At 70.3% G+C, this 14,710-nt stretch carries 11 protein-coding genes; 7 read left to right on the top strand and 4 right to left on the bottom strand.

Going from position 1 to position 14,710, the window contains the following annotated elements; translation table 11 throughout:
• Positions 1 to 25: 25 nt before the first annotated feature.
• Together uxaC and E2493_RS17880 are read right to left on the bottom strand one after the other, a co-directional pair.
• Positions 26 to 1,462 carry a glucuronate isomerase gene (gene uxaC / locus E2493_RS17885; RefSeq protein WP_135089645.1) on the bottom strand — a complete coding sequence of 479 codons (1,437 nt, stop codon included), beginning with the start codon at positions 1,460 to 1,462 and terminating at the stop codon, positions 26 to 28.
• Positions 1,463 to 1,564: 102 nt separating this feature from the next.
• A complete protein-coding gene (locus E2493_RS17880; RefSeq protein WP_135089643.1) occupies positions 1,565 to 2,629 on the bottom strand; it encodes a LacI family DNA-binding transcriptional regulator in 1,065 nt (354 codons plus the stop codon).
• A 134-nt stretch (positions 2,630 to 2,763) separates the two neighbouring features.
• On the opposite strand from E2493_RS17880, the gene E2493_RS17875 reads away from it, so the two are divergent.
• From E2493_RS17875 to E2493_RS17850, 6 genes are all read left to right on the top strand, one after another.
• Entirely contained in the window at positions 2,764 to 4,278 is a 1,515-nt protein-coding gene (locus tag E2493_RS17875; RefSeq protein ID WP_135089691.1) for a UxaA family hydrolase, read from the top strand.
• Positions 4,275 to 5,657 carry a mannitol dehydrogenase family protein gene (locus E2493_RS17870; protein ID WP_225421573.1) on the top strand — a complete coding sequence of 461 codons (1,383 nt, stop codon included), beginning with the start codon at positions 4,275 to 4,277 and terminating at the stop codon, positions 5,655 to 5,657. Before E2493_RS17875 ends, E2493_RS17870 begins: the two co-directional genes overlap by 4 nt.
• A gap of 18 nt (positions 5,658 to 5,675) precedes the next feature.
• Complete coding sequence (eda, locus tag E2493_RS17865; RefSeq protein ID WP_404828335.1) at positions 5,676 to 6,290, top strand: bifunctional 4-hydroxy-2-oxoglutarate aldolase/2-dehydro-3-deoxy-phosphogluconate aldolase; 615 nt, start codon at positions 5,676 to 5,678, stop codon at positions 6,288 to 6,290.
• A gap of 93 nt (positions 6,291 to 6,383) precedes the next feature.
• Complete coding sequence (locus E2493_RS17860; RefSeq protein ID WP_404828334.1) at positions 6,384 to 7,184, top strand: 2-keto-4-pentenoate hydratase; 801 nt, start codon at positions 6,384 to 6,386, stop codon at positions 7,182 to 7,184.
• 77 nt (positions 7,185 to 7,261) lie between these two features.
• A complete protein-coding gene (locus E2493_RS17855; protein ID WP_135089639.1) occupies positions 7,262 to 8,104 on the top strand; it encodes a MipA/OmpV family protein in 843 nt (280 codons plus the stop codon).
• A 117-nt stretch (positions 8,105 to 8,221) separates the two neighbouring features.
• A complete protein-coding gene (locus tag E2493_RS17850) occupies positions 8,222 to 8,821 on the top strand; it encodes a PadR family transcriptional regulator (protein WP_225421572.1) in 600 nt (199 codons plus the stop codon).
• Between the two features lie 39 nt (positions 8,822 to 8,860).
• Here E2493_RS17850 and E2493_RS17845 read toward each other — a convergent pair whose 3' ends face one another.
• Positions 8,861 to 10,207: a histidine kinase gene (locus tag E2493_RS17845; protein WP_135089637.1), complete on the bottom strand. Its 1,347-nt coding sequence runs from the start codon at positions 10,205 to 10,207 to the stop codon at positions 8,861 to 8,863.
• 104 nt (positions 10,208 to 10,311) lie between these two features.
• On the opposite strand from E2493_RS17845, the gene E2493_RS17840 reads away from it, so the two are divergent.
• A complete protein-coding gene (locus E2493_RS17840) occupies positions 10,312 to 12,831 on the top strand; it encodes a putative bifunctional diguanylate cyclase/phosphodiesterase (protein WP_135089635.1) in 2,520 nt (839 codons plus the stop codon).
• 112 nt (positions 12,832 to 12,943) lie between these two features.
• On the opposite strand, the gene E2493_RS22145 is transcribed toward E2493_RS17840, so the two are convergent.
• Positions 12,944 to 14,710, bottom strand: a 1,767-nt coding sequence (locus E2493_RS22145; RefSeq protein WP_135089633.1) for a calcium-binding protein, incomplete at its 5' end; no start/stop codon positions are given.

Raw genomic sequence — 14,710 nt, 5'->3', positions numbered from 1 at the left:
GGGATCTCCGTCGGAAAAAGGGGCGTCAGGCCGCCTGCGCCTGCGGCTGGTCAAGCCGGTAGGCGCGGCGGACGAGGCCGTAGGTGAGCTCATGGGCCAGCTCGGCCGCTTCCCAGTCCTGCAAGCGGTGCTCGGCGACGAGCCTGGCGAGGAAGGCGCAATCGACCCGCCGGGCGACGTCGTGGCGCGCGGGGATCGAGAGGAAGGCGCGGGTGTCGTCGTTGAAGCCGACCGTGTTGTAGAATCCGGCCGTCTCGGTGGTCATCTCGCGGAAGCGGCGCATCCCTTCCGGGCTGTCGTGGAACCACCAGGACGGGCCGAGCTTCAGGCACGGATAATGGCCGGCGAGCGGCGCGAGCTCGCGCGCATAGACGCTCTCGTCGAGCGTGAAGAGGATGATCGACAGCTCGGGCTCGTTGCCGAAGCGGTCGAGCAGGGGCTTCAGGGCATGGACGTAGTCGGTCCGCGTCGGAATGTCGGCGCCCTTGTCGCGGCCGTAATTCTGATGGAGCCAGCGATTGTGGTTGCGCAGCGAGCCCGGGTGGATCTGCATCACCATGCCGTCCTCGACGCTCATCCCCGCCATCTCGGTCAGCATCTGGGCGCGGAACAGCTCGGCGTCGTGGGCGCTCCAGCTGCCGCCGACGATCCGGCCGAACAGCGCTTCCTTCTCGCTCTGCGGCAGATCGCAGGTCAGCGCCGTCGGGTGGCCGTGATCGGTGGCGGTGGCGCCGGCGGCGCGGAAATCGGCGCGGCGCTTGCGGTGGGCGGCCATGTAGCCGTTCCAGGTGAAGACGTCCTCGCCGGAAAGCTCGCCGAAGCGCTTCAGCGCCGTCTCGAACTCCTCGTGCTCGGGATCGATCACGGCGTCGGGGCGATAGGTGGTCACCACCCTGCCCGCCCAGCCCGACTGACGAATCGCGGCATGGTGGACGAGGTCCTCGTGCGGTCCCTCGGTGGTGGCGAGCAGCTCGATGTTGAAGCGATCGAACAGCGCGCGCGGCCTGAACGCGTCGCTGGCCAGCGCCTCGTCGATGCGATCGTAATAGAGATCGGCGATCGCCGGCTCGAGCGCGACCTCGAGGCCGAACACCTCGGCGAAGACATGATCGAGCCACATCCGCGACGGCGTTCCGCGGAACAGATAGAAATGCGAGGCGAACAGCCGCCACGCCTCGCGCGGATCGGCGCCGGACGGGCCGGAGCGGCTGGCGACGCCCAGCCGGTCGAGCGGCACGCCCTGGCTGAACAGCATCCGGTAGAGATAATGATCGGGCGCGAGCAGCAGCTCGGTCGGGTTCGTCCAGTTCGCGTTGGTCGCGAACCAGGCAGGATCGGTGTGGCCGTGCGGACTGACGATCGGCAGCCCCGCGATGTCCGCGTAAAGGGCCCGCGCGATGTCGCGGGTCGCCGGCTCGGCAGGAAACAGCCGGTCGGGGTGGAGCGTGAGAGGCCTGGTCATCGCTTTCCTAACGCATCGCTGCCGGGACTGGTCGCCGCCATTCCCGCGTTTCTTTTTTGGTAACCGGTGTCAGAACCCGAAGCAAGGGCCAAGACGCGGTTGTCACGGATTGGGCGCGGGCGCCACCGAGGCCCTGCGCACCAGAGTCGACAGGAACATGGACGGCTCGGCGACCTCGGAATCTGATTCGCCGATGCCGGAGAGCAATTTGAGCGCCGCCGAGCGCGCCATCGAGACGATCGGCCAGCGCACCGTCGTCAGCGGCGGCCAGATGTGGGCGGAGATCGGCGTGTCGTCGAACCCGATCACCGAAAGCTGGCCGGGCACGTCGACGCCCCGCTGACGCGCGGCGTGGACGACGGCCGCCGCCATCTCGTCGTTGGAGGCGAAGATCGCGGTCGGGCGGGGCGAGAGATCGAGCAATTTCTCGGCCGCTGCGAGGCCGGAGGCGAAGGTGTAATTGCCTTCCGCGATCAGGCTCCGCGGCAGCTTGATCCGCGCCTCGGCCAGGGCATCCTCGAAACCCTGGCGGCGCTCGGTCGCCGAGCGGAAGCCGTGCGGGCCGGCGATCAGCCCGATCGACCGATGCCCCTGCTCGATCAGATAGGCGGTGGCGGCGCGCACCGCCTCGCGGTCGTTCGAGGCGACCATGTGATCGGCATCGTCGAGCTCGGCCGAGCCCATGCGCACGTAGCGGCAGCCGGCCTCGTCGCACAGCCGCGCCAGTGCGTCGTTCTCCGAGATCGGCGGCAGCAGGATCACGCCGTAGAGGCGCTGGCGCTGGAGGAAGTGACGCACGTCGTCGAGCATCGCCGCCGACCCGCGGTCCACCGGACGGACGATCATCTCGAAGTCCGTCCCCTGCAGCGCCTCGAGGATTCCCTGCTGAACGTTCAGCACCATCTGCGCGTTGGGATTGTCGTGGATCAGGCCGATCAGGAAGTTCGTCCGCAGGGCCAAAGCGCGCGCCTGCGGGTTCGGCACGTAGCCGAGCTCGCTGATCACCTCGAGCACGCGTTTGCGCGTATCCTCGTTGAGCAAGGGAGAGCGGTTGATGACCCGGCTGACCGTCTTCTTCGACACGCCCGACAGGCGCGCGACGTCGTTGATCGTCGGCTTCCCCGTCCCCCAACGGGGGCTTGGCGTGTCTTCGGCCCTGCTGCTCACATGTCCCTCTCTTGCGCCCACCGTAGCGTACCGACCCCGTTTTCAAAGTCCAAACTCCGCCGCGCCCTTGTGCCCGTCGACGGAGCGGAGTATTTCCACTTGTATGACACCGGTTTCCAGGTGACAATGGGATGATGTCGCAGACCAGTCTCGCCACCCCCGCGGAAAGCCGCGCCCTGCTCCGCCTCGACTCGCTCGACGACGTCGCCACCGCGCTTCGGCCGCTCGCCGCCGGCGACCGCGTCGAGATCGAGGGCATGGTGATCGAGGTACGCGAGCCGATTCCGTTCGGCCACAAGATCGCGCTGCGCGATCTCCCCACCGGGACGCAGGTGCGCAAGTTCGGCTGGCCGATCGGCGCCCTGAAGGCGCCGGTTGCGGTCGGCGAGCACGTCCACACCCACAATCTCGCGACCCTGCTCTCGGGCGTCGAAGGCTATGCCTATGCGCCGCTCGCCGAGCAGCCGACCGTCCCGGCCGAGGCGCACAATTTCCTCGGCTACCGGCGCGCCGACGGGCGGGTCGGCACGCGCAACGAGATCTGGATCCTGCCAACGGTCGGCTGCGTCGGCCGCACCGCGCAGAAGATCGCGACGATCGCCCACGCGCGTCACGCCGGCGCGGTCGACGGCGTCCATGCTTTCGCCCATCCGTTCGGCTGCTCGCAGCTCGGCGACGATCTCGACGGCACCCGCGGCGTGCTGGCCGCTCTCGCCTGCCACCCCAATGCGGGCGGGGTGCTGCTCGTCGGTCTCGGCTGCGAATCGAACCAGCTCGACCGAATGCTCGCCGAGATCCCGGAAAGCCTGCGCGGGCGGGTACGGACGCTGCGGGCGCAGAGCGCCGAGGACGAGATCGAGGAGGGTCTCGCGCTGGTCGACGCCCTGGTCGCGACCGCGACGCTGGCGACACGCCAGCCGGTGCCGCTGTCCGAGCTCGTGCTCGGGCTGAAGTGCGGCGGCTCCGACGGCTTTTCCGGCCTGACCGCCAACCCGCTCGTCGGGCGCATGGCCGATCGCGTGGTCGGCGCCGGCGGCAGCGCCGTGCTCAGCGAGATTCCGGAGATCTTCGGCGCGGAGCGGCTGCTGATGGCCCGTGCCCGCGACGAGCGCGTGTTCGATGCCGTCGTCGGCGTGGTCAACGACTTCAAGCGCTATTTCCTCGCCCATGGCGAGCCGGTCTCGGAAAACCCGTCGCCGGGCAATCTCGCCGGGGGCATCACCACGCTCGAGGAGAAGTCGCTCGGCGCGGTGCAGAAGGCGGGCCGCAGTCCGCTCGACGACGTGCTGCGATACGGGGACCGGGTCCGCCGCCGCGGTCTCAGCCTGCTCGAGGCGCCCGGCAACGATGCGGTGTCCTCCACCGCCCTCGCCGCCGCCGGCGCGACCGTGATCCTGTTCACCACCGGCCGGGGCACGCCACTCGGCTTCCCCGTCCCGACGGTGAAGATCGCGTCCAACTCCGATCTTGCCGGACGCAAGCGCGGCTGGATCGATTTCGACGCCGGCCAGGTGCTGAACGCCGGTCTCGACAAGGCCGGCGACGCTCTGCTCGACCGCATCCTCGAGATCGCCTCGGGCGCCGAGACCGCAGCCGAGCGCAACGGCGAGCGCGAGATCGCGATCTGGAAACGAGGCGTGACGCTGTGACGGCCACGCCTTATGGCGGCGCCATGCAGACCGGAATCGTCCACTTCGGCCCAGGCGCCTTTCACCGCGCCCACCAGGCCGATTACATCGATCGCCTCCTGGCGGACGATCCGCAATGGGGGATCGCCGCCGTCTCGCTGCGCTCCCCCGGCACGGTCGCGGCGCTCGAGGCGCAGGAGGGCCGCTACACGCTCGCCATCCTCGACGCCGAGACCCGGTTCCGCACCCTCGCCGCGCACAATCGCTTCTTCGGCCCGGGTGAGAGCGCCGGCGTCCGCGCGCTGCTTCGCGACCCGGCGATCCGCATCGTCTCCAGCACCGTCACCGAAAAGGGCTATTGCCTCTCCGGCGACGGCAGCCTCGACTTCGATCATCCCGACATCGTTCACGATCTGGCGAACCCGGAGGATCCGGTCAGCATCGTCGGCTGGCTGACGCTCGGCCTCGCCGATCGCCGCGAGGCCGGCCTCCCCGCCTTCACGCCCTTGTGCTGCGACAACATGGTGTCGAACGGCAAGAAGCTGAAAGCGGCGGTCGTCGCTTATGCCGAGCGGCGCGACCCGGCCCTGGCCGCCTGGATCGCGCGCGAGGCAATATTCCCCGACACGATGGTCGATTCGATCACGCCCGCGACCGACGATCGCCTCCGCGCGCTGGTCCGCGACGAGACCGGCTGGAACGATGCGCTGCCGGTCAGCCGCGAAGCCTATGCCGCCTGGGTGATCGAGGACGTGCTGCCGCCCGGGTCGCCCGACTTCGCCTCCGTCGGCGTCGTGCTCGCCCCGGACGTCGGCGCGTGGGAGAAGGCCAAGCTGCGCATCCTGAACGGCGCCCATTCCAGCCTCGCCTACCTCGGCCTGCTCATCGGCCACGAGACCGTCGCCGACGCGATGGCCGATGGAGAGCTGGCCGGCTTCGTCGAGCGCCTGATCCGGCGCGACATCGTGCCCGGCCTCGAGCCGTCGCCGCTCGATCTTCAATCCTATGCGAGCGAGATCCTCGACCGGTTCCGCAATCCGGCGATCGGCCACAGATTGTCGCAGATCGCCTGGGACGGGTCGCAGAAGCTGCCGTACCGCCTGCTCGACAGCGTGGGCGACGCGCTCGCCGGCGGCCGCGACGTCGCGCGGCTCGCCGTTCCGGTCGCCGCCTGGATGCTCTTCATCCAGCGCCAGGCCCGCGCCGGCGCGCAGATCGTCGATCCGCTGGCGGCCGAGCTCGCTCGCCACGGCGTGGGAGACGACGCCGCCGAGGCGCTGCTCGGCATGCGCCAGGTCTTCCCTGCGGCGCTGGCGGAGAATTCGACCTTCCGCGCAGCCGTGCTAGGGGCGGCCGACGCGATGCGGCAGGAAGGGCCCAGGGCCCTCCTCGCCGCCTGACATCAGGAGCTTGTGAACTTGGCCGACATCGATCGCATTCTTGCCGCCGCCCCGGTCATCCCGGTGCTCGTCGTCAACCGCGTCGAGGACGCGCTGCCGATCGCCCGCGCGCTCGTCGCAGGCGGGCTGCCGGTGCTCGAGGTGACTCTGCGCACGCCGGCGGCGCTCGACGCGATCCGGGCGATGAAGGAGGTCGAAGGGGCGATCGTCGGCGCCGGCACGGTGCTGAACCCGGGCCAGTTCGATCAGGCGGTCGAGGCCGGCTCCGAGTTCGTCGTCAGCCCGGGCCTCACCGAGACGCTCGGCAAGGCCGCGCAGGATGCGCCGGTGCCGCTGCTGCCCGGCGTCGCCAGCGCGGGCGACATCATGCGCGCGCTCGATCTCGGCTATGATCGCCTCAAGTTCTTCCCGGCCATGTCGTCCGGCGGCCTTCCGGCGCTCAAGGGCTTCGCGGCCGTGTTCGGCGGCGTGCGCTTCTGCCCCACCGGCGGCATCACGCTCGAGACCGCGCCCGAGTGGCTCGCGCTCGACGCGGTGGCGTGCGTCGGCGGCAGCTGGCTGGTGCCGGCGGGGGAGATCGATCCGGCCCAGATCACCGAGCGCGCCCGGCGCGCCGCTGCCCTGCGACACTGAAAAATCCAGCCGAACGGCAGACCGTCCTTCCGGTAGTTGCCTATGACACCGGTTTCCAATACGATTGCGCGAAACACGAAGAGAGTTTTGCCCGTGACGATTCTGACCGACGCGCCGCGCGAGATCGCCGGCAGGTTCCTTGCTGCCCGCCGGTCCGCTGCCGGGCTTTCCGATTACCCCGGCACGCTTCCGGAGACGCTCGACGCGGCCTATGCCGTCCAGGACGCGGCGATCGCGGGCTGGAGCAGGCCTGTGGTCGGCTGGAAGGTCGGCCGCATCCTGCCGCCGCTGTCCGACCGCTACGGCGCCGACCGGCTCGCCGGTCCGATCTTCGACAGCACTCCGGCGGCGGAGACGGCCGTGCCGATGCCGGTGTTCGCGCAGGGCTTCGCGGCCGGCGAGGCCGAATTCCTGCTCCGCATCGGCCGTGCCCCGGCGGCCGGCCAGACCCGCTTCACCCTCGAGGAGACGGCCGAGCTGATCGACGCCGTTCACGTCGGGATCGAGATCGCCAGCTCGCCGCTCGAGCCGATCAACCGCATCGGTCCGGCGGCGGTGATCTCCGATTTCGGCAACAACAACGGCCTCGTCATCGGCGCCGAGATCCCGGACTGGCGCGCCAGCGGCTTCGAGGCGTGGCAGGTCGAGACGTTGATCGACGATGTGTCGGTCGGCACCGGCACCGCCGCCAGCTTCCCCGACGGCGCGATCGGCGCCGCGCGGTTCCTGTTCGAGCTGATGGCGCGCCGCGGCATTGCCCTTCAGCCCGGCCAGTGGATTTCCTCGGGCGCGGTCACCGGCGTTCACGACGCCAGACCGGGCCAGACCGTCGAAGCACGGTTCGGCGACGGCTTCTCGGTGTCCTGCCGGCTGACCGAGGTTCGTGCCGGCTGACGGCGCGGTTCACCGCCTTAAGCCCAGGACTTTAGGGACGCGCAGGGAACAAGCCGTTTCTCAAGCGTTACGGCTCGATGAGCAGATATCCATGGCTTGCGGGAGCCTTGCTCCCCCTCGTTGCGCTGGCATCCCCCGCGCCGGCGCAGCAACAATCCTCGTCAACGGCCGCCGCCGATCGCGACGATCAAGGCGAGGCCAAGCCGCCGCGGCGCTGGCGCGTCGGGCTGGGCGTGCAGGCGGTCCCCAGCTTTCCGGGCTCGGACTCGGTCAGCCTTCGACCGCTGGTCGACGTCGCGCGTGCGCGGGGCGACGAGCCGTTCGAGTTCGAGGCGCCGGACGAGAGCTTCGGCTTCCCGATCGTCCGGGGCGGCGGCTTCGAGGTCGGGCCGGCGCTCAACATCGAGGGCAGCCGCAAGCCCGGGAAGCTCGGCGCCGCCCTGCCCAAGGTCTCGACCACGTTCGAGGCGGGCGCCTTCGTGTCGTGGCAGCTCGGCGAATCCTTCCGGCTGCGCGCCGAAGGCCGCAAGGGCCTGGGCGGCCATGACGGATGGGTCGGCAATGTCGGGGCCGATTACGTCGCCCGCAACGGCGATGCCTGGCTGTTCTCTATCGGGCCGCGCGTCACCCTCTCCGACCGCACGTTCAACCGCGCCTATTTCGGCGTCACGCCCGCCGATGCGGCAGTGACCGGCCTTGCCGCCTTCGATCCCAATGGGGGAGTACAAGCCATTGGCGGCACCGCCGGCCTGCTCTTCCAGCTCAGCCCGTCCTGGGGCGTCTACAGCTACGCCAAATACGATCGCCTGGTCAGCGACGCCGGCCGCTCCCCGGTCGTCCGCCAGCTCGGCTCGCGCGATCAATTCTCCGGCGGCCTCGCCCTCACCTACACCTGGGGCGGCGGACGCAAGGCACGCTGAAGCGGCGCGCCCGCAGCCGACCGCAGCCAGTGACTTACGCATGCAAGACACCGCTTGCGATGCAAGCTGAACGAGAGTATCTAAGATATATCTAAGATTCTCTCGAGGAGGCTTTGGATGCGACACCACGGACATTGCGGCAAAGGCGCGGCCTTCGGCATTCCGGCGGCGATCGTCGCCATGACCATGGCGGGGCGCGGCTGGGGCGGAGAGTGGAGCGGCGAGTGGGGCGGCGGCTGGGGCCGCGAGGGCCGGCGGCGCCGGATGTTCGATTCCGGCGAGCTGCGCCTCGTCCTCCTCAAGCTGATCGCCGACCAGCCGCGGCACGGCTACGATCTGATCCGCGCGATCGAGGAGATGACGCACGGCACCTATGCGCCGAGCCCGGGCGTGGTCTATCCGACGCTGACCATGCTGCAGGACATGGGGCTGATCGAGGAAGCCGGATCCGGCGGCGCCCGCAAGGCATTCGCGGCGACGGCGGACGGTCTCGCCCATCTCGCGGAACGAGCCGACGAGGTCGAGCGGCTGATGGCGCGGCTGACCGAGATCGGCGACGATCGCCGCAGAACCGGCGGCGGTCCGGTCGGGCGCGCCGTGGCGAACCTTCTCGCCGCCTTGTGGAACCGGGTGGGCAAGCAGCGGGTCGACGAGAAACGCCTGCACGATATCGCCGCCATCCTCGACGAAGCGGCGCAAAAGATCGAGCGGCTCTGAGGACGCGGGCGGCGTGCCGCCGCCGGTCGCGCAGGCCGCTCAGGCCAAAGCCGGCACCTGAAGGCGGAAATGGACGCGCCGGCGGGCGTCGGGATCGGAGGTCAGGCTGCCGCCGAGCCGTTCGCAAATTCGCCGGGCAAGCGCCAGCGACAGGCCGTAGGCGCCCGCGCGACCGGAGACGCCGCCGGCGGCGCCCGCCATTCGCTCCTCCCCCGCTCCGGAAGTCGGGCTGCCGGCATCCGTGATCTCGATGACCAATTGTTCGCCGCCCTCGACGACGCGGGCCACCCGGCACTCGATCCGCGGGCCCAGCGCCATCTGGGCGACATGGCGGCCGAGCGCGACCAGCGCCGAGGCGAGCAGCCGGCCGTCGGTGCTGATCGAGACGCGATCGGGGTCGAGGACGATCAGCTCGGCACGATCGGCGATCATCGGCCGGATCTCGGCCGCGGCGACATCGAGGATCGCTGCGATATCGACCCGTCCGAGCTGCTGGGGCCCGCAGGCGACGTCCGAATAGAGGGCGATGTCCCTCACCACCTCGGCGAGATAGTGGCTCGCCTCGCCGATGCTGCGCAGCTCGGTGAAATCGGCACTGCCCTGGCGTTCCGCCTCCTCGGCGAGGAGCGACTGGCAGCAGCGTTGCAGGGCGGCGAGCGGCGGCGTCGCGTCCTCGCCGAGGCGGGCGAGCCGCTCGCTCTTGGCTGCGCCCGCCTCTCGAAGCCGCAGCAGCCGGGCCTCCAGGGCCGCCACCGCCGTCTGGTGGGCCGCCGCCTGGCGCTCGACCGCATCGCGCGATGAGAGCACCCGGCCGAAATTGGTCGCCATGACGCCGACGTAGACGGCCGCGCATGCTAAGGAGAGGACGGACAGCCAGGAGAGATCGGCCGCGCCGACCGCGGGCGGCGATGCCAGCCAGGTGGAGACCAGCAGGTACAAGGCGACGTTCGCCGCCATCGCGGCGACCAGCGCAAGCCACAGGCGCGGGCTCGGCGAAAGATAAAGAAAGGCGAGAAGCGGCACCACCGCGAGCCAGAGCAGGAACGGCGACATCAGGCCGCCGTAAGCGTGCGTGGCCCAGAGTATGGTCAGCTGGAGGTGCTCGAGCGAGCAGAGGCTGAGCAGGCGATAGCGCCCGGTGGCACGAAGCGCGGCCGGATAGACCCAGAAAAGCGCGACCAAAGCGGCGAAGCCGCTCAGGCGGTAATCGTGCGGAAAGCCGGCGGCGAGCAGGAAGACGCAGAGGCTGAGGCCCAGCAACGGCCCGGCCAAATGGCTCAGTACGAACATGCGGACATGCTGGCGATCGGCGCCTTGCACGTCCGGGAGCGCTCCCTCCAGCCGCTCGCGGGCCCGCCGCGCCGCACCATCGGCTGCGGTCTTCATGCCCGAACGCGGATAGGTGGCCGTCAACAACAAGGGACCTGCAGTCGTGGATCGCCGGATCGGCGGGTAACGGCCCATTAACGGGGCAGAGTTAACGGCGGGTTATGGCCGAGGGGGCGAAGTCGCTGGCGACGAGTGGCGAAGGCGCCGCATCGTCACTCAAGGAAAGGGCCGCGACGCTGGTCGCCGGCTTCGTTCGAGCCGTGGACTGGATGATCGGCGGCGCCGGCGCCGAGGACCGGGCCCGGCGGCGGCTGTTTCGCAGCTTCGCGCTCCTTCATCTCGTCGGTGCCCCGTGCGGCCTCGCCGTGGCGGCATTCCTGTTTGCGGTCGACGATCAGCGCCACTGGATCGTCGCCTCGGCGGCAGCCGGAATCAGCCTGTTCGCAGCCCTGCCGCTGCTGCTGCGCGCCACGGCGCGGATCGAACTGCCCGCCTTTCTCTCCGTCCAGTTGCTGGTCCTGGCAAGCCTCGCGGGCGGTTATCATTACGGCGGCTTCCATTCGCCGTTCACCGTCTGGCTGCTGGTCGCGGTGCTGCTGAGCTTCCTGTTCGCGGGACGGATCATCGCCTGGTGCCTCGGTGCGGCCGCCTGTCAGACGGCGCTGTTCTTCGCGCTGCTCGGCGTCTCGACCGCTTCTCCGGAGCATGAAGCCGCCGCCTGGAACGCGGTGTTCGCCGCCTCGGCGGTCGCGGCGACGCTCTACATCTCGCTGATCGCCGGCTTCTACGCCTGGCTGAAGACGGAAAGCTCGCAGCTCTCCGCCGCGCTGCGCCAGCATCAGCAGACCGGGCGACGGGTGGCGGCGGAGATCAGGGACGCGGAAGCGGCGAATGCCGGCACCACCGCCTTCCTGGCCAATGCCAGCCACCAGCTGCGCACGCCGCTCAACGTCGTGATCGGCTATAGCGAGCTGCTGATCGAGGATGCCGAGATCGAGGAGCGCGAGGACTCCAGCCGCCAGCTCGCCCAGATCGTCGAGGCGAGTCGCGCCTTGCTCGCCGTCGTCGACGAGGTCGTCGATCTTGCCGAGGCGGACGACGCCGGCGGCGAGGATCCGATCGCGATCGCCGCCGATGCCCAGCCCGACGCGCAGCCTGCGCGGCGCGCGTCGCCGGCCGGGGTCGTTGCCCGGCTTCCCAGTACGATCCTGCGCTCGCGCCTGCGCAGGCCGATCTGCGCCGGTCTCGTCGCGGGGCTCCTGGTCCTGTGCCTCTGGTTCGCGGCCCAAGGCTCCGCGCCCGCCGCTCTGGCGGCGGCGCTGGCGGGTCTCGGCGCCGGGCTGCTCGGCGCGCGACTGCTGGGGACGGCGCGCGGCGGGACTCGCGCCGAGCCGACGCGCGACGAGCTGACCGGACTGCGCAACCGCGCCTCTTTCCAGAGCATGCTCGACCGCGGCATCCGCCGCCGCAGCGGCGAGACGGTCGCCGTCCTGTTCGCGGATCTCGACGGCTTCAAGGAAGTGAACGACAGTCTCGGCCACGATGCGGGCGATCAGTTGCTGCGGCAGGTCGCGCAGCGCTTCCTGGCCGAGACGCCGAGTGACGTCCTGCTCGCCCGCCTCGGCGGCGACGAGTTCGGCGCCGCTGCTTTCGGCGAGGACGCCGCCGAGCGCATCCACCGCCTCGCCGAGGCGATGCTCGATGCGGTGACCGATCCGATCGCGACCGACGAGGACCATCTCACCGTCGGGCTCAGCGTCGGCATCGCCACCGGCCGGACCGGCGCGATCACCAGCCGCGAACTGCTCCGCCGCAGCGACGTGGCAATGTACCGCGCCAAGTCCGACAAGAGGCAGCCGATCCAGGCCTTCGAGCTGCACATGGACGAGGCGCTGAGCTTCCGCCGGACGATGCGCAAGGATCTCGCGGTCGCCATTGCCGAAGACCAGCTGCACCTGCTGCTCCAGCCGGTGGTCGGCGCGCGCACCGGCGAGCTCGCCAGTGCCGAGGCGCTGCTGCGCTGGACCCACCCGGTGCTCGGCGCCGTCTCGCCGGCCAAGCTCATCCCGCTCGCCGAGGAGAGCGGCCAGATCATCGCGATCGACGATTGGGTGCTCGAGCAGGCCCTGGTCTATGCCGCGGCGCTCGGCGATGTCCCGATCGCGGTCAACATCTCGCCGGTCCAGTTCCGCCACCCCGGCTTCGCCCGCAAGATCGTCGATCGCCTGTCGGCGCACGGCCTGCCGCCGCATCTCCTGAAGCTGGAGATCACCGAAGGGGTGCTCGTCACCCACACCCGCGCCGCGAGCCGCGCCGTGAACGAGCTGCGCGAGGCCGGCATCCGCATCGCCCTCGACGATTTCGGCACCGGCTTCTCGAGCCTCAGCTACCTCAAGGATTTCCAGTTCGATTCGCTGAAGATCGACCGCTCGTTCGTCACCGATCTCGAGAACGGCAGGCAATCGGCCGAGCTCCTGCGCGCGATCATCGATCTCGGCCACAGCCTCAACATGACGGTGATCGCGGAAGGCGTGGAGACCGCGCGCCAGGCCAGCCTGATCCAGCTGCTCGGCTGCGACTTCATCCAGGGCTATTTCACCGGCCGTCCGATGCCGTTCGAAGCCCTGGAGGCGATGAAGGCCGGGCCGCAGCCGCAGGCGAGTCCGCTGGTAAGGAGCTGAACGAAGCGAGCGGCAGGGACGCCCTTGCCCGCGTCCCTGCCGCTCCTCCGCCAGCGCATTAGGTGCTTCTCCGGGGAAGGCACCACGCGCCTCCCCCGAGACACGTTCGACGCTAGGCGAAGATGATGTCGCTGGTCAGGATCTGGGTCGATCCGGTCATGATCGTGAAATCGGCGACGGCATCGCCGTTCACGTCCCCGGCGAGGAAGGCGCTGCCGCCGGCGCTGAACGCCCGCAGCTCGCCCGCAGCGCCGGTGAAGGCCGACGATCCGATCCACGCGAAGCCCTGGTGCCCTTCGCCGAGCAGGTTGGCATCCATGCCGCTGAGATCGATCTTGTCCTGGCCGCGGCGGAAGTCGGTGATCGTATCGTGGCCGCTGCCGTCGGAGAAAGCGAACACGTCCTCCTGGTTGCCGCCGGTCAGCACGTCGTCGCCGGTGCCGCCGTTCAGCACGTCGCGGTGGTTGCCGCCGTTCAGCACGTCACGGCCTGCCCCGCCGTTCAGCACGTCGGCGTGGTTGCCGCCGTCGAGGCGGTCGTTGCCCGCGCCGCCGTCCAGCCGATCGTCGCCGTTGCCGCCGTCCAGCTGATCGTCGCCGCCGAGGCCGAGCAGCGTGTCGTCGCCATTGCCGCCGGACAGACGGTCGGCGAAGCCGCTGCCTTCCAGCGCTTCGACGAACAGGTAGCGGTCACCGGCAGCGTCGCCGCCCGAGCCCTGGCCGTTGCCGAGCGAGGCGGAGACGCCCTGGCGGGCATCGGCATAGCTGACGATGTCGAACCCGGAGCCGCCGTCGATCAGATCGCTGCCGGCGCCGCCGGAGAGCCAGTCGTCACCCTCGCCGCCCGACAGCACGTCGTTGCCCGCGCCGCCCTCGAGCCGGTCGCGACCGGCGCCGCCGGTGAGCGCGTCCCAGCCCTCGCCGCCCAGGATCAGGTCGTCGCCGGCGTCGCCGAACAGCAGGTCCCATCCGTCGCCGCCGTCGATCTGGTCGTCGCCGGCCTTGCCGCTGATCAGATCGGCGCCGTCGAGGCCGCGGATGATGTCCGCCTTGTCGGTGCCGGTCAGGATGTCGGACCGATCGGTGCCGGTGATCACGCGGCGGGTCGGATCGACCGGGATCGGGGCCCCGTCGGCACTCTTCGCGGCGAAGTTCGCCGCCGAGAGGCTCTCCGGCGCGACATTGCCGAGGAAGGCGAGGGCCGTGCCGGCAGCGCCCCCTACACCGTCGGCGTCAAAGACGAGCGTCGTGCCGTTCTCGCCCTGCTCGAGGCGCAGGCGCCCCGAGGCGAACGGATCGCCGCCCGCGGCGAACGCGGAGATTTCGATCACGTCGCCGCCCGCACCGGCGGCGAAATCCAGGATCCGGACGTCGCCGTCGGCCGCGTCGAGCACGATCGTGTCGCGGCCGCTGCCGCCGGTGATCGTCGCACCCGCCGCGGCGTGAAGCACGTCGGCGCCGTCGCCGCCGTCGAGGAGGTCGCCGGCCGATGCCGCAGCGCCGCGAGCGAGGCCGGGCGTGACGCCGATCGCATCGGCCCAGAGCACGTCGTCCCCGACGCCGCCGATCAGCGTGTCGGTTCCGGCGCCGCCGACCAGCAGATCGTTGCCGGCGCCGCCGAGCAGAACGTCGTCGCCGGCCTCGCCGGACAGCAGGTCGTTGCCGTCGAGGCCGTCGACCATGTCGGCATAGGCGCCGCCGGTGATGTGGTCGTCGAAGCGGCCGGCGGTGAAGTTCACCAGCTGCTCGATGCCGCTGATCTTGGTGCCGTTCACCGTCACGACGCCGGCGAGGTTGTCGGCGATGCTGAAGGTCACCGCCGCGCCCTGGAAGACGAACTGGCCCTGATCGATGCCGTCGCCGCCCTGGACCTCGGCCGC

It is taken from the genome of Sphingomonas parva (ex Maeng et al. 2020) (genome assembly GCF_004564275.1).
Taxonomy (GTDB): Bacteria; Pseudomonadota; Alphaproteobacteria; order Sphingomonadales; family Sphingomonadaceae; genus Allosphingosinicella; species Allosphingosinicella parva.
This window is presented reverse-complemented; position numbering and strand designations above follow the sequence as displayed.